The sequence below is a fragment of the Streptomyces sp. CA-106110 genome, from assembly GCF_050936285.1.
GTDB lineage: Bacteria > Actinomycetota > Actinomycetes > Streptomycetales > Streptomycetaceae > Streptomyces.
This window is the reverse complement of record NZ_JBNJNB010000001.1, coordinates 10105820-10126270: the sequence shown is the minus strand read 5'-3', so window position 1 is coordinate 10126270 and position 20451 is coordinate 10105820. Positions and strand designations below refer to the sequence as shown.

Here is a 20451-nt window from a genome sequence, read left to right as displayed (position 1 = left end):
GCCAGGTGAACACACGGTGGCGTAATCCCTTCCGCCCGGCCACGCCGTGACGCCACGCACACACCCTCGAAGCGACACGGCGGCACCGCGACGGACCGCTCGGTCACACGCCTCCCGCAGGGCGGACGGCCCCGCAGCGCCGGAAGTTCCCGGTCTGGGGCCGACCGGTCGATCCGCGTGCCCGCCCAGCGGGTCGCGGGACCGGACCCTCGCCCACGCGCCTAGTATCCGGGGCCGTGGCGTCGACTTTTGAAGAACTCGTGGAGATGCAGCGTGCGGCGGCCGATGCGCAGTCGAAGGCCGACGAGCTGCGGGAGAAGTACGGCCCGCCCACCGCCACAGCATGGACCAGACAGCAGACCGAGCTGTACGAGACCGCCCTGCGCGCCTGGCGCGACCTCGACCGTGACCTCCAGGTCGAGATCACCGAGTACGCGAAGGAGCACAGCACATCGCGCAGCGAACTGGAGGACGAGGTGAGGACGCGGGCCGGGGAACCGGCCGGGGACGCCTAGGAGCGTGTCTCAGTAACGGCAACCCGCCTGCGGTTCGTGGTTATTCATGCGGGATGATCACGGTATGCATGGTGGCGATGGGCTGTTCGAGGTCGAGCCAGTCGAGCCGAAGAGGACGCTGGGTCGTCCGGCGGCGGTGGACAAGACGTTCCGGGCGTTCGATCCGCACCAGGTCCTGCTGCTGCCGCCGTCGCTGGACGACTGGCTGCCCGAGGACCACCTCGCCCGGTTCGTCGCCGACCTGGTCGACGAGGTCCTCGACCTCGGGCCGGTCCTGGCGGATTACACCGAAAAGCGCGGCTACCCGCCCTACGATCCGCGGCTGATGGTGCGGCTGCTGATCTACGGCTACACCACCGGTATCCGCTCCTCGCGGGCCATCGAGCGCCGGTGCGCCGACGATGTCGCGTTCCGCTTCCTGGCCGCCGGCCAGGCCCCGGACTTCCGCTCGATCGCTCGGTTCCGCCGCCGGCACCTGGACGCCCTGGCCAACCTGTTCACCCAGTCGCTGCACCTCGCCCAGAAGATCGGCATGGTCACGATGGGCCGCGTCGCCCTGGACGGCACCAAGCTCGAAGCGAACGCCTCCAAGCACAAGGCGATGAGCTACGGCCGACTGATCGACAAGGAAGAGCGGACAGAGGCCGAGATCGCCCAGCTGGAAGCGAAGGCTCAGGCCCTGTTGGCCGACGCGGAGGCCGCCGACGAAGCCGAGGACCAGACCTTCGGCGTGGACGGCAAGGAGGTGGACCTGCCTGCCGAGCTGGACCGGCGTGAGAAGCGCCTGGCCAGGCTGCAGGCCGCCCGCGCGCAGATCGAGGCCGAGGCCGCCGACAAGGCCCGCGCGCACGCCGAGGACAAGGAACGCCACCGTCAGGACCGCACCGGTACCAGCGACGAGCAGGCCGTGACCGACGCGGGTGACACGGCTGCCGCGAAGGCCCGCCCGAAGCCGAAGGCCCAGGCCAACTTCACCGACCCCGACTCACGGATCATGAAGAACAGCGACGGCGCCTACATCCAGGCCTACAACGCCCAGGCCGTCGTGGATGAAAAGCACCAGGTCATCACCGCCGCTGACGTGACGACTAACCCCTCGGACGCGCTGAACTACACCAGCATGCTCGACCAGTCCGCCCAGAACACCGGCGTCCACCCACGGCAGGCACTGGTCGACGCCGGATACTGCTCGGAAGCAAACCTCGAAGCCGCGAAAGACCGCCAACTGGACTGCGGCACCGACACGTTCATGGCCACCGGCCGACTCAGCCACGACGAACAGGTCCCGCCCGCGCCCCGCGGACGCATCCCCGCCGGCGCCACCCTGAAGGAGCGGATGGCCCGCAAGCTGCGGACCAAGCCCGGACAGGCCGCCTACGCCCGCCGCAAGGCCATCGTCGAACCCGTCTTCGGCCAGATCATGACCTGCCAGAACGGCCGCCAACTCCTCCTGCGCGGCGAGGACGGCGCCCGCGCCGAGTGGCGACTGCTGGCCGCCTGCCACAACCTCCGCAAGATCTTCCGATACGCCGGGGCCACCGGACTCGCCGCCCTGGCCGCCTGAGCCAGGCCTCCCCGGCCACCTCACAGGCCCTACCAGCCGGACACCTGACAGGCAGGCCCCAACCACAGCCTCACAGATGCCGACGGAGCGGCCGTCGACCGATCACGGCCAGCGGGCCGCTTGCTCGCTACTGACCCACGCTCCTAGCTCAGGACGGGGATCCGACGGCGGATCCCGCACCGGGCGGCGTCTCCGTGCGCTCCGCCGTTCCGGCGCCTTCCGGCGCGCCGAAGCGCGCCAGGCAGTGCCACACCTTCTTCAGGTCCTGCGCCTCGTACCGGCCCGAGCGGACCGCGTCGCCGATGATCCGCGGGTCCAGGCGGCCGTTCTCCGCGATACTCGCGCCCAACTCGACGTACTCCGGGCCGCGGTAGTCGGCGTGGCGGCGCAACTCGTCGACGGCGATCCGGTATCCGGGGTGCCACTCGAGCGGGCACGGCAGCCGCAGGGCGGCGGCCTCCACCGGAGTGCCGCGGTAGCTCGCGTCCAGGACCAGCGCCTCCACGTCCCGGACGAGGAGGACGGGGCCGTGCACATGGGCCTCGATGTAGTCGTTGAGGGCGTCCTGGTCATCGGCCTCGGCCAGCGCGATGAGGTCCATCCCGGAGGCCACCCCGAAATGGGAGGGCTCGGCCGCGCTGTCCGGATAGCAGAAGGTCGCCCTTGCCAGGCAGGCGGCCGTGAGCCGGACATGGGACGAGCCGAACCGCGATGCGGCGCCCACCGCTTGACGGCGGAAGTTCAGCGCTCCGTACACCGGCCGGTCCACCGCGGAGGCGCCGTCGTAGGCCCCGCCGAAGATCCGGCTCTCCCAGTGCCATCGGTCGCCGCCGGGGTGGGCGGTCAGACCGCCGTTACTGGTGCCGGTGACGAACTGCGAACGGTACGCGCCGTCCTCGGCCAGCGCCTGGAGGATCGGGCGCCCGGCCGCAGGCCGGTCGGGGTGGAAGTTCAGCGTCAGCCGCAGGTCACCGCTGACCACGGGGCCCGAGGAGCGGACCGCCACATGGCGCAGGGCGTCCACGGCGGCTGCGTGGAGACCGCTGTCGCGCCCGAAATCCATTGGCCCCTCCCCGATGGGTCCGGATAGCTTTAGCCAAGAACCTAGAGCCCCTAGGTTGCAGGTCGCCCAGAAGGACTCCCATGAGATCACTCACCGAGCAGGACATCCGCGACTCTTTCATCAACTGCTCGAAGGGAGAGGCCAAGCGCCTGCCCATGCCCCGCGACCTGGGTGAACGACCCTGGGACGACCTCGACTTCCTGGGCTGGCGCGATCCCGGGGCACCCGACCGCAGCTATCTGGTCACCGGACACGGCGATCGGCTCACCGGTGTGGCCCTCCGGTTCCCGTCCTCGCAGCGCGGGTTTCTGCACCGGAGCATGTGCTCCCTGTGCCTGACCACCCACGCCGGCAGTGGCGTGTCCCTGATGACCGCCCGCAAGGCGGGTGCGGCCGGCCGCGAGGGCAACTCGGTGGGGCTCTACATGTGCACCGACCTCGCGTGCTCCCTGTACGTACGCGGCAAGAAGGCCCCCGAGGGCGGAAGCCGCTTCGAGGAGAGCCTGACCACGCAGGAGCAGATCGCCCGGACGGTGGCCAATCTGTCCTCCTTCCTGGACACGCTGTACGCCTGACGCCCGCCCTGCCCGCCGGGACCGACCCCGGCGCCGACGCACCCCACCGACGGCTCGCCCGGTGCGGTGGACTGCGGGTTTCCGCGAGCGGCACTCCCTCGGGCTCCCTGTGTCCATGGATACGTTCGTTGCCTGCGAGGAGCGGGAAGGGCCCTAGGGATGCGAGATGTACGTGATGCCTGGGCGACGGCCTCCGCCCGGATCGTGAAGTGGCGCCAGGTGCCCGAGGTCGTTCAGGCGGTACGTTCGACCGCGGCCGCGACCGTCGCCTACGTGGTCGCCGTACAGCTCAGCCCCGAGCCCGCTCCCCTCACGGCCCCCCTGACGGCCCTGCTGGTCGTCCAGGTCACCCTCTACGCGACGATCACCAACAGCGTGCGCCGGGTGAACTCCGTGGTGGCCGGTGTCGTGATCGCCATCGGCTTCAGCGTGCTGGTCGGGCTGACCTGGTGGAGCCTGGCCCTGATCATCCTGGCCTCCCTGGCCGTCGGGCATCTCGTACGGGTCAGCGAGTACGTGCCCGAGGTGGCGATCAGCGCGATGCTCGTCCTCGGGGTGACCCAGGTGGGCAGTACCGCCTGGGCGCGGGTCCTGGAAACCGTGATCGGCGCGGTGGTGGGCCTGGCCACCAACCTGTTCTTCGCGCCCCCGGTGTGGGTGACCACCGCCGGGGAGTCCATCGAGGGACTGTCGCGCCGGGTACGCCAGATGATGCTGCGCATCGCGGACCAGACCTCGGGGCGTACGCCCGCATCCCAGGCGACCGCGCGGCTGTACGAGGCCCGCAGGCTCGACCACGACATCATCGAGGTGGACGCGGCGCTGCGGCAGGCCGAGGAGAGCCTGAAGCTCAACCCCAGGGTCCGGGAGGGGCTGCTCCACCGCATCGTGTTGCGCACCGGCCTCGACACCCTGGAGATCGTCACGGTGGTGCTGCGGGTGATCGCCCGGACTTTCGCCGACCTGGCGAAGGAGCGGGAGCCGGAGGCGCTGTTCGAGCCCGAGATCGGGGCGACGCTCGAGCGGTTGCTGTCGGAGATCGGCGACGCCGTGGTCAGCTTCGCCGTGCTGGTCACCACCGACGTCAGCCGCAGCGCCGAGTCCGCGGAGACCCGGCTCGCCGAGGAGCTGGTGACGGCGGGCGCGACCCGCGACAAACTGGCTCAGCTGCTCCTCGAGGAGGTCCAGCGGGACACCCGTCAGTGGCAGTTCCACGGCGCCATCCTGACCGAGGTCAACCGCATCCTGGACGAGATGGACACCGAGCACCGCACCCGCCGTTTGCTGGAGGAGCTGGACCGGGGCACCCGGGAGCAGCGCGAGCGGAACCCGCGTCTGACCAGGCTGCGGGACCGTGTGCGCGGACGGCTGCGCGGTGTTCTGCCGGGCCGGAACCGTCCGGGACCGCCCTGACGTTCTAGGTGAGGACGGACGGCCGGACGGCAAGGGGGACGCATGGACGCGGTGCGGATCGACGGGAACTCACTGGTGCTGCCCGGGGGTGTGCGGGTCCGGTTCATGCGGACGCTGCGGCTGCGGGAGACGGGTACGCATCCGCTGCCGCCGGGCCTCGGCGAGTTCCCGGTCCGCCGGGTCGAGGACCACGCGGGGATGGTCCCCGCCGAATGGCGGGCGCGCGGCGGCGTGATGCTGCCGGTGTATCTGCGCGAAGCCATGTGGCTGAGCTTCGGCGCGTCGGAACCGGCCGCGCTGCAGGTGGGGGTGGGCAAGGTCTGCGCGGTCTCCGGCAGGCCCTGGAGCTCCGGCCTGGGCCGCCGTCCGCAGAACTACGTGGTGCTGCCGCGCCAGCCGTGGCTCGACGGGATCAATTCCGGCAAGGGGACGGTCCGCCAGTTCGTCGCGGTCCCGCTCGGCCTCGGTGCCACGGTCGAGGGCCAGGTCACGGGCGAGGAGGTGTGGGGCGGCATTCAGTTGCAGACCTTCCCGCTCAAGGAGAAGCCGCTCGCCAAGTGGCGGGAGGAGAAGCAGCGAAGGCGCGAGCGGGCGCGGGCGATGCAGACGCACCTGTCGGCCGGGCCCTACGGCGGAGCTCCCCCCGCTCCGGGCGCCATGCCCGCGGCCCCCGCGATGGCGGCCGCTCCGGGCGGTGCGCCGCGCAGCGCCCCTGCCATGGGGCTGGGCGTGGGCGGTTCGATGCGCCAGGAGGTCTACCAGGACGACTGGCGGGCGGGCAGCTGGGCCGATGAACCGGCCGGGCGGGTGTTCGTGCATCTGGTGACGCCTCCGGAGTGGCGCCGGATCACGGGTGAGGCGCCCCCGCCGTCTCCGGTGGACCGGGCGGCGTACACACAGGCCGGACTGCCGTGGTTCGACTACTACGACCAGGACGGCGAGGATCTCGCACCCACGGACGAGCTCGGCGGCGTCAAGCCGGTCGGCGACTGGCTCGGCGACGACCACGAGCCCTGGCAGCAGCCCTCCCCGAACCAGGTGAAGCCGCTCGGTGATCTCCCGGGCAAGCCTGTCCAGGACGGTGACTGGTAGGCAGGCGTCGTCCTTGGCGCAGCGATGATCGCCCGCCTTGCAGACATGGCTCGGTACCCGCCAAGGTGGCAGTCACAGCTGAGCCGACGACTCTCGAGGTGCGGGCATGGTCACGGGTGCGGAACCGTCGCGGGGTTCCCTCGGCGGGGGCTGGAGCAGACGCCGTTTCCTCGGTGCGGCCACGGCCGCCGTCGCGGTCACGACGATCCCCGCCCCCGTGGCACCCCGCGAGCCGCAGGACGCGCCCCTTGAGGAGCCGGAAAGGGCGAGCGCACCGCCGCGCCGACCCTCCGGTCCCCGCCCGCTGTTCATCGGCACGTACACCTCCGCCGAGGGCGGTGGCCAGGGCATCGGCCTCGCCCTGTACGACCCGGAGACCGGCCGGATCACGGGCGCCGGGACGGTGACCGGGGTGGCCGACCCGTCCTACCTCGCGGTGCACCCGGACGGGCGCACGCTCTACGCCGTCGACGAGCAGCAGGACGGCAAGGTGACGGCGGTGCGCCTGCCGGGACACGAGATCCTCGGCAGCCGCAGCACCGGAGGGGCGGGCCCCTGTCATGTGTCCGTGCACCCGAGCGGCCGATGGCTGCTCAGCGCCAACTACCTCTCGGGCAGCGTGGCCGTGCATCCCATCGAGGCGTCGGGCGCGCCGGGGGAGCGCACCGATCTCGTCACGCACTCCAGCCCGCCGCCCGGGCCGGGTCAGCAGGGCCCACACGCACACCAGGTCATCACGAGCCCCGACGGCGGCCACGTCCTCGCCGTGGACCTGGGCACGGACACCGTCTACACCTATCGACTCGACCCGTCCAAGGGCACGCTCACCGAGGTCTCACGGGCGCGCACCCGGCCGGGCGCGGGCCCGCGGCACCTCACCTTCCACCCGGACGGCCGCTTCGCCTATCTGGCCAACGAGGTCGACAACACGGCCGTGGTCTGCGCCTACGACCCGGCGAGCGGGCGCCTCAGCCCGGGGCGACCACAGTCGACGGGCACTGGCACGGGCACGAACTACCCGGCGCAGTTCGCGGTCACGGCGGACGGGGCGTACGCGTATCTCGCCAACCGAGGGCACAACAGCCTGACCCGGTACGCGATCGAGAACGGCGGTGCCGCGCTGCGGCTGCTGGACAGTGTGCCGGTGGGCGGGGACTTCCCGCGTCATATCGCGCTCTCCCCCGAGGGCCGGCTGCTGTTCGCTGCGAACCAGCGGTCGAGCACGGTCACGGTGTTCCACGTCGACCGCGCGAGCGGCGAACTGAGCCTCGCGGGCGAGCCGTTCGCCTCACCGATCGCCGTCTGCACGGTACCGCTGTAGCGCACGGGGGCAGCTGACCCGGGCGGCCTGCCCGAGCAGCACATGCATCCGTTCGGTCAGCTGGGCCACGTCGTCGGCGGGCTTGTGGAAGGTCAGACGTACGTCACCGTGGCCCTGCACCCGCTCGATGCGCAGCGTCAGGCCATGGCGGTCCACGGCGAGGGGCTGTACGCGTACGGCGCCGTGCAGGCTGTCGGGGTCGACCAGACGGCTGAGCCGCTCGACGGTGTCCGGGTGGGCGTCGGCCAGATGGGTGAGCAGCCCGGACTCGGCCGCGGCCAGCGGGTCGGGCTCGGCGGACGCGTACTCCTCGGGGTCGACGACGACCACGCCGTTCGCCCAGCGCAGCGCGATGCGCGTCGCCTGGAACGCCAGGTGTCCCTCCTCCGCCGTGAACTGCCCCGCCAGCCAGAGCCGCGCGCGGATGCGGGACCGTACGGGGACGGGCGCCACATCGGCGAACTCCAACACCGCAGAGGGCTCTCCGCGCGGTGCGCAGATCGCGGCGGCCGGCAGCACGCTGTCCTCCGGCAGGTGCAGCAGCACCCTGCCGTCCGCCGTGACGGTGTGCGCGCCGACGAACTCCTCCCGGCCGCTCTCCGCTGTCACCGCGCAGGACCATGCGGCTGCCAGCACCGACCGGGCGCGTTCCGCCGCAGCGGGCGCGGCCGTCCAGGCGTGACGGTCACCCATTCCCAACCTCCTTAGGTAAGCCTTGCCTAACTTATCGGAGATCGGGGTGTGCGCCAACCCGGACCGGGCCGGCATCCGGACGCATCCGTCAGCGCGCGACGACCCCCAGCAGTGCGCGGGCGCACAGGTCGCGCACCTGCTCCCGGGTCAGGCCGGCACCCCGCAGCCACTCCAGGCAGACCGCCGTCGTGAAGGCCAGCCAGCCACGGACGGCGATCCTGAGCTCGGGCCGCTCCTCCGGCTCTCCGCCGAACTCCGGGTCCGTCGCGAGGACCGCCAGGATCTGCTGCTCCTGCGCCGCGAGCGACCGCTGGTAGACCTTCCGCACGGCTTGGTCCCCCGCCGCGTCGGCGCGATGGAAGGCGCGGAAACCGTGCGCGTGTTCCTCGACATACGCCAGGAAGGTGTCGAGGCCCGCGGCGAGCTGCTCGCGCAGCGGAACCCCCGGAACGGCCGCCGTCATCCGCAGCATCCGTTCGCTCTCCCGCTCCACGACCGCCGCGAAGAAGTCCCGCTTGGTCGGGAAGTAGTGGTACAGCAGCCCCCGCGAGACACCGGCGATCTCGGCGACCTGCTCGATCCACACGTCGTCGTAGGGATTCTCGGAGAACAGCCGCGCCCCGACGGCGAGGAGCTGCTCCCTGCGCTCCTCGGTGGTGAGCCGGCGGCGTGTGCGCTCCCCCTGGTTCGCAGCCATGTCCGCACTGTACTTGACGTCGGTTCAACAGCGGGATCACACTGAATCCGCTATTGAACCCACGTACAACACGGGCGGGACGTGCTCTGCGCTCCGCCGCACCGAGGGAGATGGCGCCATGGCGCAGACGACGGCGACCGCGCCGCCCAAGGGGTTCCGCGGCGCGGAGCTGGGCTGGCCGGAGCTCTGGCGCATTCCGCACCCGCCGCGCCGGATCCCGTTCGCCGGCGATGTGCTCGGCGCCGACAGACGCAAGCCGGTGCAGGACTCGATGCGGTTCGGGCGTCTGCTCGGGCCGATCTTCCGGCGGAGGTTCTTCAGCCGGGAGATCGTGTTCGTCGGAGGCGGAGGGCCGGCGGCCGATCTCGCCGACGAATCGCGGTTCGCCAAGCACGTGGGCCTGGGCGTCGCCAATCTGCGGCCGGTCGCAGGGGACGGACTGTTCACGGCGTACAACCACGAGCCCAACTGGCAGCTGGCGCACGACGTCCTGGCGCCCGGCTTCAGCCGCGAGGCGATGGCGGGCTACCACCCGATGATGCTGGATGTCGCCGGGCGGCTGCTCGACCGCTGGGACGCGGAACAGGCCGCAGGCAACACCGTGGACGTGCCCGGCGACATGACCAAGCTGACGCTGGAGACGATCGCGCGCACCGGTTTCGGGCACGACTTCGGCTCCTTCGAGCGGCCGCGGCCGCACCCCTTCGTCACCGCGTTGATCGGCACGCTGACGTTCGCGCAGCGCCGCAACCTCGTTCCCGTTCCGCTGACACCCCTGCTGCTGCGCGGCGCCGCCCGGCGCAACGAGGAGGACATGGCCTACCTCAACCGCACGGTGGACGACGTCGTCCGCGCGCGGCGCGCCGCCGGCGGCGAGGGGGACCTGCTGGACCGGATGCTGGACACCGCGCATCCGGTGACCGGGGAGCGGCTCGCGCCCGAGAACATCCGTCGCCAGGTCATCACGTTCCTGGTCGCCGGCCATGAGACGACCTCGGGTGCACTCTCCTTCGCCCTGCACTACCTGTCCCGCCATCCGGACGTCGCCGCCCGCGCCCGCGAGGAGGTGCACCAGGTCTGGGGCGATGCCGCACGCCCCGGCTACGAACAGGTCGCCAGGCTGCGGTACGTCCGCCGGGTCCTCGACGAGTCACTGCGGCTGTGGCCCACCGCACCGGCCTTCGCGCGGGAGGCACGGCACGACACCGTCCTGGACGGCACGCATCCGATGCGCGAAGGCGCGTGGGCACTGGTGCTGACGTCGATGCTGCACCGGGATCCGGAGGTGTGGGGGCCCGACGCGGAGCGCTTCGACCCCGAGCGGTTCGACGCGAAGGCGGTACGGGCACGTCCCGCGCACACCTTCAAGCCGTTCGGGACCGGGGCGCGGGCCTGCATCGGGCGGCAGTTCGCGCTGCACGAGGCGACCTTGGTGCTGGGTCTGCTGCTGCGCCGTTACGACCTGCATCCCGACCCGGGCTACCGGCTGCGGGTGGCGGAGCGGCTGACACTGATGCCCGAGGGGCTTCGGCTGCGCCTCGAGCGCCGCCCCGCGTCGCCGCCGTGCCGTCCGGGGGCCGTCGCCGAGGCGCGGTCAGAGGTGGGCTGCCCAGTGACCGGGGCGCGTGACTGATGCCGGCAGCCGGGTGCCCGAACTGCCCCGGGCCGCGGTGATCTGGGGCTGCGTCAGGAAGAGAGCGCCCGTCAGGTCGGCGTCGGTGAGATCCGCGTCGCGCAGGTCCGCGCCGATGAGGTCGGCGCCGCGCAGATCGGCACCCGTGAGGTCGGCGGCGATGAGGCAGGCGCCGCGCAGTCCCGCGCCGCGCAGATCCGCGCCCCGCAGACGGGCGCCGACGAGGTCGGCGCCCCGCCGGTCCTTGGTGCTGCGCCCCGTTCCCGAGCGCACCAGCTCACTGGCGCGCAGCAGCAGCGCGCCGACCTGCTGCCGGTGCGCGTCCACATCCAACTCCCCCAGTTCCGCCGGGCTCTGCAGAGTGAGCCGTTCGGTGCTCGCCAGCATGCGACGCAGGTCGCCGTGGACCGGCCGGGCGGCAGGCAGGGTGAGGGCCTCGGTCAAGTACCGGAGCATTTCGTGCAGTTGGCGCACGACGGGGAACACGTCGAACATCCGCCGGGCGTGTTCCGGCCCGCCCGACCGCCAGTCCTGACCGCCGAAGGTGAGCTGGGAGACCTTCTGCCCGGCGCCGAAGCAGTCGTAGACCGTGCAGCCCGAGAAGCCGCGCTGCCGCAACTCCGAGTGGATCCCGCAGCGGAAGTCGTCCCGCAGATTCCGGCAGGGCGTGCCGGCGGCCTTGTCGATCGCGAAGTCCGCCGAGCGGCCGAAGGGCAGTGCGACACAGCACAGGCCGAAGCAGCGGCCGCAGTCGGCCCGCAGCTCGGACGGCTCGGTGGGGGAAGCGTGCATGCCGTCCATGCTAATGACGTCGGCGGTTGCCGCGGAAATCCTTTTCCGCGGCAGCGGCCGGGCTACGCAGCGGGCCCGGGCACCGGGCCGAGCGGCCTGCGCCGACTCACATCCATTCGTCGGGTCCCGGGTCGTCGCCCGTCGCCACGGTGACCAGCCGGTCCACGTAGTGCACCCAGCCCTCCTCGTGCCCGGCACGCGCCTCCGGCGAGGGCAGGTCGCGGTGGACCAGACGCAGCAGGGTGCCCGCGGCGACCGGTTGAAGGGTGATCTCCACGGTGGTGGAGCCCGGCGGCACGGGCATTCCGCCCTCCGCCCAGCCCCACGTGAAGACCAGCCGCGTGGGCGGGTCGACCTCGACGAAGTGGCCCTGCGCGACGTTCTCACCGGTGACGGTCGTCCGGTAGGCGCCACCGGGCCGGAAGTCGAACTCCCCGTCGCTGCCCATCCAGCACAGCCACTTGTCCCGGTCGGTGAAGAAGGAGAACACCGTCTCGGGCAGGGCGGCGATGAGCCGTTCCACGGTGACCTCGTTAGCGTTCAAGCGTTCGCCCCTTCGGTGTTCCCGGGCCCCTCACGCTCCGCCCGCTCGGCCGCCTCCGCCAGCTCGGCCAGCGTGTCCAGTCTGGCCGCCCACATGGACTGCAGATAGTCGGCCAGCGGGCCCATGGCTTCACGGTCGGCGCGGTAGAAGCGCTTCTTGCCCTCCTGGCGCAGCGTAACCAGGCCGGAGTCGCGCAGCACCTTGAGGTGCTGCGAGACCGCCCCGAAGGTGACGTCGAACCGCTCGGCGATCTCGCCCGCGGACAGCTCGGCGTCCCAGACCAGGCGAAGGATCTCGCGCCGTCTGGGTTCAGCGACCGCCCGTACCGCATCCACGGACATCATTTTAGCCACCACTACAGCTTGCAATCGAGTGCCATGTCATTTTAGTGTCAGCTAAAGCAAACGCATCGACTGGAGTAAGGAGCACGTGCCATGGCCGACATCGCCATGCAGTTGCACATCGAGGCCGACCCGGAGGCCGTGTATACGGCGATCTCCACGACCGAGGGGATCCGCGGCTGGTTCACCACGACCGCCACCGCCGACGAGGCCGTGGGCGGTGTGCACGAACTGGGCTTCCCGGGCGTGCCGGAGCCGTGGCGGCTGCGGGTGACGCAGGCGGAACCCGCCAAGCAGCTCGTCCTGACCGGTGAGAACGGCCCCTGGACCGGCACCGTCCAGACCTACGAGGTCCTGCCGCGCACCGAGGGCGGTGTCACCCTGCGCTTCACGCACAGCGGATTCCCCGCGGTCGACGACGCCTACCGGGACTTCACTTACGGCTGGGCGACGAAGTTCGTCCAGCTCAAGGCCTACGCCGAGACGGGCGAGCCCGCGCCCTTCTTCGCCGGCTGACCCGACTGCGCGTCACCTGCCCCGCCCCGCACCGACCCCCGCCGGAACCACCGGCACACCCCAGGAGGAACACCATGTCCCAGCACAGCACGCTGTACCCCGCCATCAAGGAATGTGCCGACGCCGTCGCGGCCATGGCCGCCGGCATCGGCACCGAGCAGCTCGGCGACCCCACCCCGTGCGAGAAGTTCACCGTCGCCGAACTTCTCGACCACCTCGGCGGGACACTCATGTCGTCCGCGCGGGCCGCCCGCAAGGAGCCGCTGGTCCCGGACGAGGACGTCTCCACGGCGATGCCGGCGCTCGTCGCCGAGTCGGCCGTACTGGCGGCGGCGGCATGGGCCGACCCCGCGGCGTACGAGGGAGTCTGCGAGTTCGGTCCGGGAGAGATGCCCGCAGGCTTCGCGGCCGCCATCACCCTGCAGGAACTCGCCCTGCACGGCTGGGACCTGGCCCGCGCCACCGGCCGGCCGTTCACGCTCGGCGAGGACACCGCACGGGTCACCCTCGGTGTCGTCGAGCAGATCGCCGAACAGGCCCGCTCCACCGGCGGCTACGCACCGCCCGTGCCGGAGTCCGCCGGCGCCCGCGCCTTCCAGCGTGCGCTCGCCGCCAGCGGGAGGAACCCTGAGTGGCACAACTGATCACGGAGAGGACCCCCGACGACAAGGCATCGGAACCGGTGTGACGATCGACGAGACAGCGGAACGCGTGATCCGGCTGCCACCCGGGGAAGTGGCCGCGTACGCCATGGACTGGCGCAACGATCCCGAGTGGACCCAGGGCATCCGCACGGCGGAGCTCACCCGCGAGGCGGACGCAGGCGGCTTCGGCGTCGGCGCCGAGGTCACCCGCACCGCGTACTTCCTCGGCAGGCGCATCGACTACGTGCTCCGCGTCGCGGCGTACGACCCACCGGAACTGCTCGACATGGTGTCCGTGGCGGGCCCGATGCCCATGCACGTCACGTACACCTTCGCCGCCCACCCGCAGGGCACACTGGCTCGTATCCGGGTCCGGGGCAAGGCCGGTCGCCACTACCGTCTGGCCGCGCCCATCATGGCGAGGCAGGTCCGCTCCTCCATCGGCAAGGACCTGCGGGACCTCGAGCGCAGACTGCCGGCGCCGCCGGGAGGCATGCACTCCTGAGCCCGGCCGGCGCCCGCCCTGAGGGAAAGCTCACCGTGGAGTCTCCTGCCCGTGGCGGTCCACTCATCCGTACGACAACAAACTCCGCTACCACGGAGGTACACGTCGTACGACCCTGGAGAGACGTCATGTGCGCGCACCTGCCTCCGTGCCCATCGGCCGACCGGCCCGACCACGACACCGCCGTGGTCGTCTCCGCCCACCCCGAGCAGGGCTGGAACCTGCTGTGCAACGGCACCATCGTCTTCGACAACACCGGCGAACTGCTGCCCGACGGCCGGACCGTGGCCCCGTTGCGCACGACGGCGAGGACGGGGGCCTGACCCAGGGTCAGGACCCCGTCGTGGTGAGGCCGAGCCGCCCCAGCCGCTCGGGGTCCGACAGGATGTAGATGCCCGTGATCCTGCCGTTCACGACAGTGACGCCCATGACCGACACCGGCCGGCCCTCGGGCGCCGTGACGACGCCGACGGCGCCGTTGACCAGGGCGAGCCGCGCGTACCGGGAGTACCGCCGGAACATGAGCGCCCCCTTGGCGACGGTGGCCGCGCCGCGCACCACCTTGGAGGCGGCCGCACCGCGCACCAGCGGGCCGGAGTCCGCCCGCAGCACCACCTCGGGGTCGAGGACGGCGACCAGGGCGTCGAAGTCGCCGGCGCGCGAGGCCGCGAGGAACGCCTCCACCGCCTCGCGCTGCCGACCGAGGTCAGGATCGGACACGGGCTCCGCGCCCTGCACCCGTCGGCGGGCGCGGCTGGCCAGCTGCCGGGTGGCAACCGATGTGCGCCCCACGATCGGAGCGATGTCGTCGAAGGGCACGGCGAACATGTCGTGCAGCACGAAGGCGAGGCGCTCGGCAGGCTCCAGTGCCTCCAGCACCACGAGGAGGGCCAGCCCGACCGAGTCGGCGAGCAGCATCTCCCCTTCGGGATCCACACGCTCCAGCAGGGTGACGACGGGGTCGGGGACGAAGGCGTCCGCAATGGGTTCCTCACGGCGCGCGGTGCGGGAGCGCAGCATGTCGAGGCAGATCCGGCCCACGACCGTGGTGAGCCAGCCGGCGAGGTTGGTCACCTGGCTCACATCGGAGCGGCTCAGCCTCAGCCACGTCTCCTGTACGGCGTCGTCGGCCTCGCTCAGCGAGCCGAGCATCCGGTAGGCCACGGCCCTGAGATGCCCGCGATGTGTCTGGAAGCGCTCGGCCAGCAGTTCCTTGTCGTCCATCGATCCCCGTTTCGAAATGCCGTCGGCATGGGCGCAGAAGACGATCGAAGCACGGCTCCGGCACTCCCTCGGAACCTGACCGGCTAGCGGCCGAAAAGCTCGAACGCAACGGCCGGTTCGCCGCCGAACCGCTCGCCCGCGGCCTCGGCATGGGAGGTCAGGAACGACCGTGCGTATGTCTCCGGGTCCTCCTGTGTCAACGCCTCCAGGTACGTGCGGTGTTCCAGCAGCGAGCGCACCGCTCGCTCCAGGCCCGGCGCCGCCCGCACGGCGTGGGTCGGCGTCGCGGAACTGGCGACGGCGACCCAGCGGACGCCGTTCCAGGGCTCGAGGCCCCGCTCCGCGAGCTCCGGGAAGATCCACCGGTTGCCGGCGTCCGCCGCCGCGTCGAGCGTGGCCCGTCCGACGGCCACATGGTCCGGCGTGTTCCAGGCCGTCCCGAACCAGGTGTCACGGTGGTTCAGGGTGAGGACCAGCTCGGGGCGGTGCCGCCGGATCGCGGCCGCGATGTCCCGGCGCAGGGCGACGCCGTACTCGACGACCCCGTCACGGTGGTCGAGGAACTCCACGGTCGACACCCCGACCGCCGCGGCGCTCGCCCGCTGCTCCCGCTCACGCAACGGTCCGCACACGGCGGGCTCGAGCGAGTCGATGCCCGCCTCGCCGCGGGTCGCGAGGAGGTACGCGATCTCCCGGCCGCCGTCGGTCCATCCGGCGATCGCCGCCGCGCAGCCGTACTCGAGGTCGTCCGGATGGGCGACGACGGCGAGGGCTCGCCGCCAGTCGTCGGGCATGGGTGCGAGTCGGTCCTTCCGCGGCTCCGTCATGGCCGCAGACTAGTGCCGCCGCCCGTCGGCCGGAGTGGAGGGGCGGCGCTGCCAGGGATCAGTGCGGTGACCAGGGCACCGCCCCGGATCATCCGGCCCGGTCCTCCGTCAGACCTCGTCCCGCGCCAGCGCCAGCAGACGGTCCAGGACGCGGGGGCCGCTCACGCGGACGCCGTCGTGTTCGAACTCGTTTGTGACCCAGGTGCGCAGACCACGGACCGTACGGGCCGTCTGCAAGGAGTGCGCTGCGTCGACGTACATGTCGTCGTGGTAGATCGCCGCGGCCACCGGCACCTCGTTGGCGGCGAGGCGGGCGGCGTCGTACAGGGGCGTCCAGTCGGTGCGCTCGGCCAGCAGGTCGGCGGTCTCGCGCAGCGGGCGCAGCGCCGGGTCGGTCTCGAACGTCCACGGGTGCACGGACTCGCCCGTGAACAGGACCGGGCCGTCGCCCGCGAGCGCCTTCGCGGCGTCGAACTGCGGGAAATGACCGCGCATCCGCTCCGCGGACCAGCCGGTGGGCCGCTCGTCCTGGCCGTAGGTCGCCTCGTGGACCAGTGCGTACAGCGGGTGCCCCGCGTACGAGAGCAGGCCCTGCACCTGCTCCTGGAATGCGTCCGAGAGTTCGAAGCCCTGAGCGGTCCTGACGAAGGCGCCCTCCAGAAGAAAGTGCAGGCGGTGGGTGCCCTCGCCGCCGCCGAGGAGGATGCCGAGGGACTGGAAGGCCTCCACGGTGAGCTTGTAGCCCCCGTTGAGGACGGGCTCGTGCTGGAGCACGTACTCCGCGATGCGGCGGGCGCGTTCCACGTCCTGCGGGTAGCGGGCGTAGTGCGCTGCGACCTTGCTTTCGATACGCGGGTACGCGGCCCGGTAGACGTCGTCGGCGTGCGCGTCGAGGGAGGGCAGGCCGCCGGTGATCAGGGCCGCGCGCAGTCCCTCCGGGGCGGTCGAGAGGTAGTTCACGGCGCAGAAGCCACCGAAGCTCTGGCCGAGGACCGTCCACGGGTCGCCACCGGTGACCTGCGGGCGGATCGCCTCGCAGTCGCGGACGATGGAGTCCGCGCGGAAGTGAGCAAGGTAGTCGGCCTGTTCGCGGGGGCCGCCGCGCAGCGGGAGCGTCTGCCGGTTGGCGGGCGTGGAAGCGCCGGTGCCGCGCTGGTCGAGCAGGAGGACGCGGTACTCCTCGAGGGCCCGGCCGAGCCATGCCTGCTGTCCGATGAAACGATTCGCCCCGAAGCCGGGGCCCCCTTCGAGGTAGACGAGCCAGGGCATGCCGGCGTCCGCCTTGTCCGCGGCGACGACCTCTCGCGCGTACAGCTCGATCGTCTCGCCTCCGGGATCGTCGTGATCGAGGGGCACGGTGAAACGGCGATCGGTCAGGACGACGCCGGGCTGGCGGTAACTGAGGCTCAACAGTGCTCCCGGGGACGGACGGATTTCCAGGCCGCGTCCCAGTTCAGCACACGATCCTGTGGTGCCGTGGGCCGGGGATCAAGAAACCTCTACTGATGCGATGAAGGAGCGGGGCCTCCCGCTCCGGCCGGGTGCGGACGATGCTCGGTCCAGGAGAAGAATCAACCGTCCACAGGCAGGAGGCCCCCGATGGACCGTAAGCAAGCCTACGGCGGACCCCAGGTCGTGGGTATGGACCTGCATGCCCGTCGCTCGGTGCTGCTGCGCATGACCCCGGAGGGGCAGCGGCTGGGCCGGGTACGGATCGACAACAGTCCCGCCGCGCTGAAGGCAGAGATGGCCAAGGCAGGCCCGCACCCGAAAGTGGTGCTGGAGGCCACCTACGGCTGGTACTGGGCCGCCGACGCCCTGGCGGAGGCCGGGGCCGAGGTCCATCTCGCGCATCCGCTCGGAGTCAAGATGTTCACCTACCGGCGGGTCAAGACCGATGACAAGGACGCGGCCGACCTGGCCGACCTGCTGCGCATGGGGCGCCTGCCCGAGGCATGGATCGCCCCGCCCCGCGTCCGCGAGATACGGGAGCTGGTGCGCTACCGCCAGAAGCTGGTCAACGCGCGCACCTCGGCGAAGACGCAGGTCCACGCGGTCCTCGCCAAGGTCTGCCTGCACGTGCCGGTGACCGATCTGTTCGGCCGGGCCGGCGGCGACTGGCTGGCAGGGCTCTCGCTGCACGGCCCCTACCGGGCGCGGGTCGCTTCGCTGATGAGGCTGATTACCTTCCTCAACGGAGAGATCAGCGACATCGAGAAGCTCACCGCGCAGTCACTCGCCGGTGATCCCGGCTACCGCGCGGTGCAGACGATTCCCGGGGTCGGCCCGATCTTCGCCGCCGTGATGGTCGCCGAGATCGGCGACGTCACCCGCTTCGCCAGTCCCGGACAGCTGTGTTCCTGGGCCGGGTTGACCCCGCGTCACCGCGCCTCGGACACCAAGATCCACCGAGGACCGATCACCAAACAGGGCTCGCCGCTGCTGCGCTGGGCCTGTGTGGAAGCGGTCCAGCGATGCTCCGCCGACACTCCGATGAGGCGGCTGAAGGACCGCATCACCCAACGCCGCGGCTCCGGCGCCCGCAACACCGCCAAGACCGCCGCGGCCCGCAAGCTGCTCACCCTGGTCTTCTACGCCCTGCGCGACGGCGAAGTCCGCTGCCTGGCCAAGACTGCCACGGCGTGAGCAGGCCGGAACACGGCCGGTGTGCGATCGTTCTCTGTCTGGCTCCCGCCGCGGCGGCGTGGCCGTTAGTCTGATCAGATCCCGTTGGCCGTCGCGAAACGCCCCATGCAGAGGCCCGTCCAGCCCACCGACTGGACGCGTGCCCGCGAAGGGATGACCGGCAGCCGAGCCTGCCCACCACGTGACCACACCGTTGGGGCGAGACACACAACTTCACACCCCTGCTCCTGGCACGGACGACCCTGGCGTCGTGCGGCGCTTCACGCTGGCCTCAACCGGTCGAAGACCGACAGAAAGACGGACAAGACAGCCACTTGACCGACCCCGCTCCTTCAGGGATGACAGTGAGGATATGACTGGTGGTTCTGCTGGTGGGCCTGACTCGCCTACTGACTGACGCCATCGACTGTCCTGTTTGGGATTTGTCGGCTCATCGGCGGGGCCGCCATGCACGCGGCCGGACGGGCGTTTGTGACCTTATAGGAGCTTGGTCCAGAAGCCCCGTCACTGTCTTGTCCACCCGCCCGACCGGCGCGTGCCGCCCTCGGAACGGACACGCCACAAGGACGGACATGACCAGCATGACGCACGACGGCCCGCAGATCACCGGCGGTGTCGACACACACGGCCTAACCCATCATGCGGCCGTGATCGACACGGTGGGCCGGCACCTGGCCGACCGGGAGTTCCCCGCCACCATCCGGGGTTACCGGGACCTGCTGGACTGGATGCGCTCGCATGGCGAGCTCGTCGCGGCCGGGGTGGAGGGAACCGGTGCCTACGGCGCCGAGCTCGCCCGGGTGCTGACCGCCGCCGGCGTCACGGTCATCGATGTCGACCGCCCGGACCGCAAGACGCGGCGGATGAAGGGCAAGTCCGACCCGATCGACGCCTACGCCGCCGCGACGGCCGTGCTGTCCGGACGCGCCACGGGCATCCCCAAGAGCCGGGACGGCGTGGTCGAGGCGGTGTGGGTGCTGCGGATCGCCCGCCGCAGCGCCATCAAGGCCCGCACGCAGGCCATGAACCAGATCCGGGGCCTGCTGGTCTCGGCTCCGGCGATGCTGCGTGAGCAGCTCGCGGGTCTGGACCGGGCCGCGCTGATACGCACGCTCGCCCGGTTGCGGCCCGGCGACGACCTGTCCCACCCGCTGGCGGCGACCCGGGCGTCGCTGCGGCGGCTCGCCCGCCGTCACCAGGCGCTGGACGAGGAGATCACCGAACTGGACTGCGAGATCGGGCCGCTGGTGAAGCAAGCCGCCCCCGCCCTGCTGGAACTGTTCGGGGTCGGCCCCGAGACCGCCGGACAGCTGCTGGCCTCGGCCGGCGACAACCCTGAACGCATGCGCTCCGAGGCGGCGTTCGCGCACCTGGCCGGGGTCGCGCCGATCCCGGCCTCGTCCGGCCGCACCCACCGCCACCGGCTCAATCGCGGCGGCGACCGGGCCGCGAACAACGCCCTGCACACCATCGTGCTCACCCGCATGCGCTTCGACGAACGCACCCGCACCTACGTCGAACGCCGCACCAAGGAAGGGCTGAACAAGAAAGACATCATGCGCTGCCTCAAGCGATTCGTCGCCCGCGAGGTCTACCGCGCACTGACCAGCACACCGACCAGGCAAATCAATCAAACCGACCTGGCTCCAGCGGCTTGACAGCCATAGGAGTCAGCCGTTCACCTGCGGATGACGCCTCGCGGACGTGAAAATCGGTCCAGGGGCTGTCCGCCGACGCCGCTTGATGTTTGGGCTGTGAGCCCGCATAGGAGTCTGGTGAGGGAGCCGTCCGAGGGGCCGCACACTGTCGCCTTGAGCACGCCGATCAGCTTCTCCGTTACCCCTCA

At 71.3% G+C, this 20451-nt stretch carries 21 protein-coding genes and 2 pseudogenes; 13 read left to right on the top strand and 10 right to left on the bottom strand.

Features of this window, described 5'->3' with window-relative positions; translation table 11 throughout:
- Positions 1 to 236 precede the first annotated feature (236 nt).
- A complete protein-coding gene (locus tag ACQEXA_RS46760; protein ID WP_359408325.1) occupies positions 237 to 515 on the top strand; it encodes a hypothetical protein in 279 nt (92 codons plus the stop codon).
- A 136-nt stretch (positions 516 to 651) separates the two neighbouring features.
- Complete coding sequence (locus ACQEXA_RS46755) at positions 652 to 2079, top strand: IS1182 family transposase (RefSeq protein WP_432939048.1); 1428 nt, start codon at positions 652 to 654, stop codon at positions 2077 to 2079.
- A 148-nt stretch (positions 2080 to 2227) separates the two neighbouring features.
- Here ACQEXA_RS46755 and ACQEXA_RS46750 read toward each other — a convergent pair whose 3' ends face one another.
- Positions 2228 to 3142, bottom strand: a complete 915-nt coding sequence (locus ACQEXA_RS46750) for a DUF3626 domain-containing protein (RefSeq protein WP_432924642.1) — start codon at positions 3140 to 3142, stop codon at positions 2228 to 2230.
- An 80-nt stretch (positions 3143 to 3222) separates the two neighbouring features.
- Between ACQEXA_RS46750 and ACQEXA_RS46745 the strand changes: the two genes are divergently transcribed.
- The 4 genes from ACQEXA_RS46745 to ACQEXA_RS46730 all read left to right on the top strand — a co-directional run bounded on the left by ACQEXA_RS46745 (position 3223) and on the right by ACQEXA_RS46730 (position 7543).
- The gene (locus tag ACQEXA_RS46745; RefSeq protein ID WP_433132905.1) at positions 3223 to 3717 is read left to right on the top strand and encodes an FBP domain-containing protein; all 495 of its coding nucleotides are present in this window, start codon (positions 3223 to 3225) and stop codon (positions 3715 to 3717) included.
- Between the two features lie 159 nt (positions 3718 to 3876).
- Positions 3877 to 5130, top strand: coding sequence for an FUSC family protein (locus ACQEXA_RS46740; protein WP_432924646.1), 1254 nt, complete (start codon positions 3877 to 3879; stop codon positions 5128 to 5130).
- Positions 5131 to 5172: 42 nt separating this feature from the next.
- A complete protein-coding gene (locus ACQEXA_RS46735) occupies positions 5173 to 6222 on the top strand; it encodes a hypothetical protein (protein ID WP_432924647.1) in 1050 nt (349 codons plus the stop codon).
- A 106-nt stretch (positions 6223 to 6328) separates the two neighbouring features.
- Positions 6329 to 7543 carry a lactonase family protein gene (locus ACQEXA_RS46730; protein ID WP_432924649.1) on the top strand — a complete coding sequence of 405 codons (1215 nt, stop codon included), beginning with the start codon at positions 6329 to 6331 and terminating at the stop codon, positions 7541 to 7543.
- Here ACQEXA_RS46730 and ACQEXA_RS46725 read toward each other — a convergent pair.
- Together ACQEXA_RS46725 and ACQEXA_RS46720 are read right to left on the bottom strand one after the other, a co-directional pair.
- On the bottom strand, positions 7511 to 8236 hold the full coding sequence (locus ACQEXA_RS46725; RefSeq protein ID WP_432924651.1) for a DUF2470 domain-containing protein: 726 nt from the start codon (positions 8234 to 8236) through the stop codon (positions 7511 to 7513). The two genes, ACQEXA_RS46730 and ACQEXA_RS46725, sit on opposite strands and share 33 nt — an antisense overlap.
- 88 nt (positions 8237 to 8324) lie before the next feature.
- On the bottom strand, positions 8325 to 8933 hold the full coding sequence (locus tag ACQEXA_RS46720) for a TetR/AcrR family transcriptional regulator (protein WP_432924653.1): 609 nt from the start codon (positions 8931 to 8933) through the stop codon (positions 8325 to 8327).
- A gap of 118 nt (positions 8934 to 9051) precedes the next feature.
- On the opposite strand from ACQEXA_RS46720, the gene ACQEXA_RS46715 reads away from it, so the two are divergent.
- A complete protein-coding gene (locus ACQEXA_RS46715; protein WP_433132903.1) occupies positions 9052 to 10566 on the top strand; it encodes a cytochrome P450 in 1515 nt (504 codons plus the stop codon).
- Here ACQEXA_RS46715 and ACQEXA_RS46710 read toward each other — a convergent pair.
- The 4 genes and pseudogenes from ACQEXA_RS46710 to ACQEXA_RS46695 all read right to left on the bottom strand — a co-directional run.
- Positions 10528 to 10683: pseudogene (locus tag ACQEXA_RS46710) on the bottom strand (pentapeptide repeat-containing protein); the annotation flags it as partial. The gene ACQEXA_RS46715 and the pseudogene ACQEXA_RS46710 sit on opposite strands and share 39 nt — an antisense overlap.
- A 15-nt stretch (positions 10684 to 10698) precedes the next feature.
- Positions 10699 to 10806 (bottom strand): annotated as a pseudogene (locus tag ACQEXA_RS46705) (pentapeptide repeat-containing protein); the annotation flags it as partial.
- A gap of 658 nt (positions 10807 to 11464) precedes the next feature.
- On the bottom strand, positions 11465 to 11902 hold the full coding sequence (locus ACQEXA_RS46700) for an SRPBCC family protein (protein WP_432924657.1): 438 nt from the start codon (positions 11900 to 11902) through the stop codon (positions 11465 to 11467).
- On the bottom strand, positions 11899 to 12237 hold the full coding sequence (locus ACQEXA_RS46695) for an ArsR/SmtB family transcription factor (protein ID WP_359408358.1): 339 nt from the start codon (positions 12235 to 12237) through the stop codon (positions 11899 to 11901). The genes ACQEXA_RS46700 and ACQEXA_RS46695 overlap by 4 nt, the downstream gene beginning before the upstream one ends.
- Before the next feature lie 99 nt (positions 12238 to 12336).
- Between ACQEXA_RS46695 and ACQEXA_RS46690 the strand changes: the two genes are divergently transcribed.
- From ACQEXA_RS46690 to ACQEXA_RS46675, 4 genes are all read left to right on the top strand, one after another.
- Positions 12337 to 12759, top strand: a complete 423-nt coding sequence (locus tag ACQEXA_RS46690; RefSeq protein ID WP_432924659.1) for an SRPBCC family protein — start codon at positions 12337 to 12339, stop codon at positions 12757 to 12759.
- Between the two features lie 74 nt (positions 12760 to 12833).
- Positions 12834 to 13403: a TIGR03086 family metal-binding protein gene (locus ACQEXA_RS46685; protein WP_432924661.1), complete on the top strand. Its 570-nt coding sequence runs from the start codon at positions 12834 to 12836 to the stop codon at positions 13401 to 13403.
- A 40-nt stretch (positions 13404 to 13443) separates the two neighbouring features.
- Positions 13444 to 13908, top strand: coding sequence for an SRPBCC family protein (locus ACQEXA_RS46680; protein WP_432924663.1), 465 nt, complete (start codon positions 13444 to 13446; stop codon positions 13906 to 13908).
- A 128-nt stretch (positions 13909 to 14036) separates the two neighbouring features.
- Positions 14037 to 14231 carry a DUF5999 family protein gene (locus tag ACQEXA_RS46675; protein WP_432924665.1) on the top strand — a complete coding sequence of 65 codons (195 nt, stop codon included), beginning with the start codon at positions 14037 to 14039 and terminating at the stop codon, positions 14229 to 14231.
- 7 nt (positions 14232 to 14238) lie between these two features.
- Here the strand turns inward: ACQEXA_RS46675 and sigJ are convergent, their stop codons facing one another.
- From sigJ to ACQEXA_RS46660, 3 genes are all read right to left on the bottom strand, one after another.
- Positions 14239 to 15132: an RNA polymerase sigma factor SigJ gene (gene sigJ, locus ACQEXA_RS46670; protein ID WP_433132901.1), complete on the bottom strand. Its 894-nt coding sequence runs from the start codon at positions 15130 to 15132 to the stop codon at positions 14239 to 14241.
- Between the two features lie 83 nt (positions 15133 to 15215).
- The gene (locus tag ACQEXA_RS46665; RefSeq protein WP_432924669.1) at positions 15216 to 15959 is read right to left on the bottom strand and encodes a PIG-L deacetylase family protein; all 744 of its coding nucleotides are present in this window, start codon (positions 15957 to 15959) and stop codon (positions 15216 to 15218) included.
- Between the two features lie 108 nt (positions 15960 to 16067).
- Positions 16068 to 17369 (bottom strand): alpha/beta fold hydrolase, encoded by a 1302-nt coding sequence (locus ACQEXA_RS46660; protein WP_359408457.1) that lies wholly within the window; start codon positions 17367 to 17369, stop codon positions 16068 to 16070.
- Positions 17370 to 17558: 189 nt separating this feature from the next.
- Between ACQEXA_RS46660 and ACQEXA_RS46655 the strand changes: the two genes are divergently transcribed.
- Both ACQEXA_RS46655 and ACQEXA_RS46650 read left to right on the top strand, forming a co-directional pair.
- A complete protein-coding gene (locus tag ACQEXA_RS46655) occupies positions 17559 to 18605 on the top strand; it encodes an IS110 family transposase (RefSeq protein WP_432924671.1) in 1047 nt (348 codons plus the stop codon).
- Between the two features lie 581 nt (positions 18606 to 19186).
- Complete coding sequence (locus tag ACQEXA_RS46650; RefSeq protein WP_433134757.1) at positions 19187 to 20263, top strand: IS110 family transposase; 1077 nt, start codon at positions 19187 to 19189, stop codon at positions 20261 to 20263.
- Positions 20264 to 20451 lie beyond the last annotated feature (188 nt).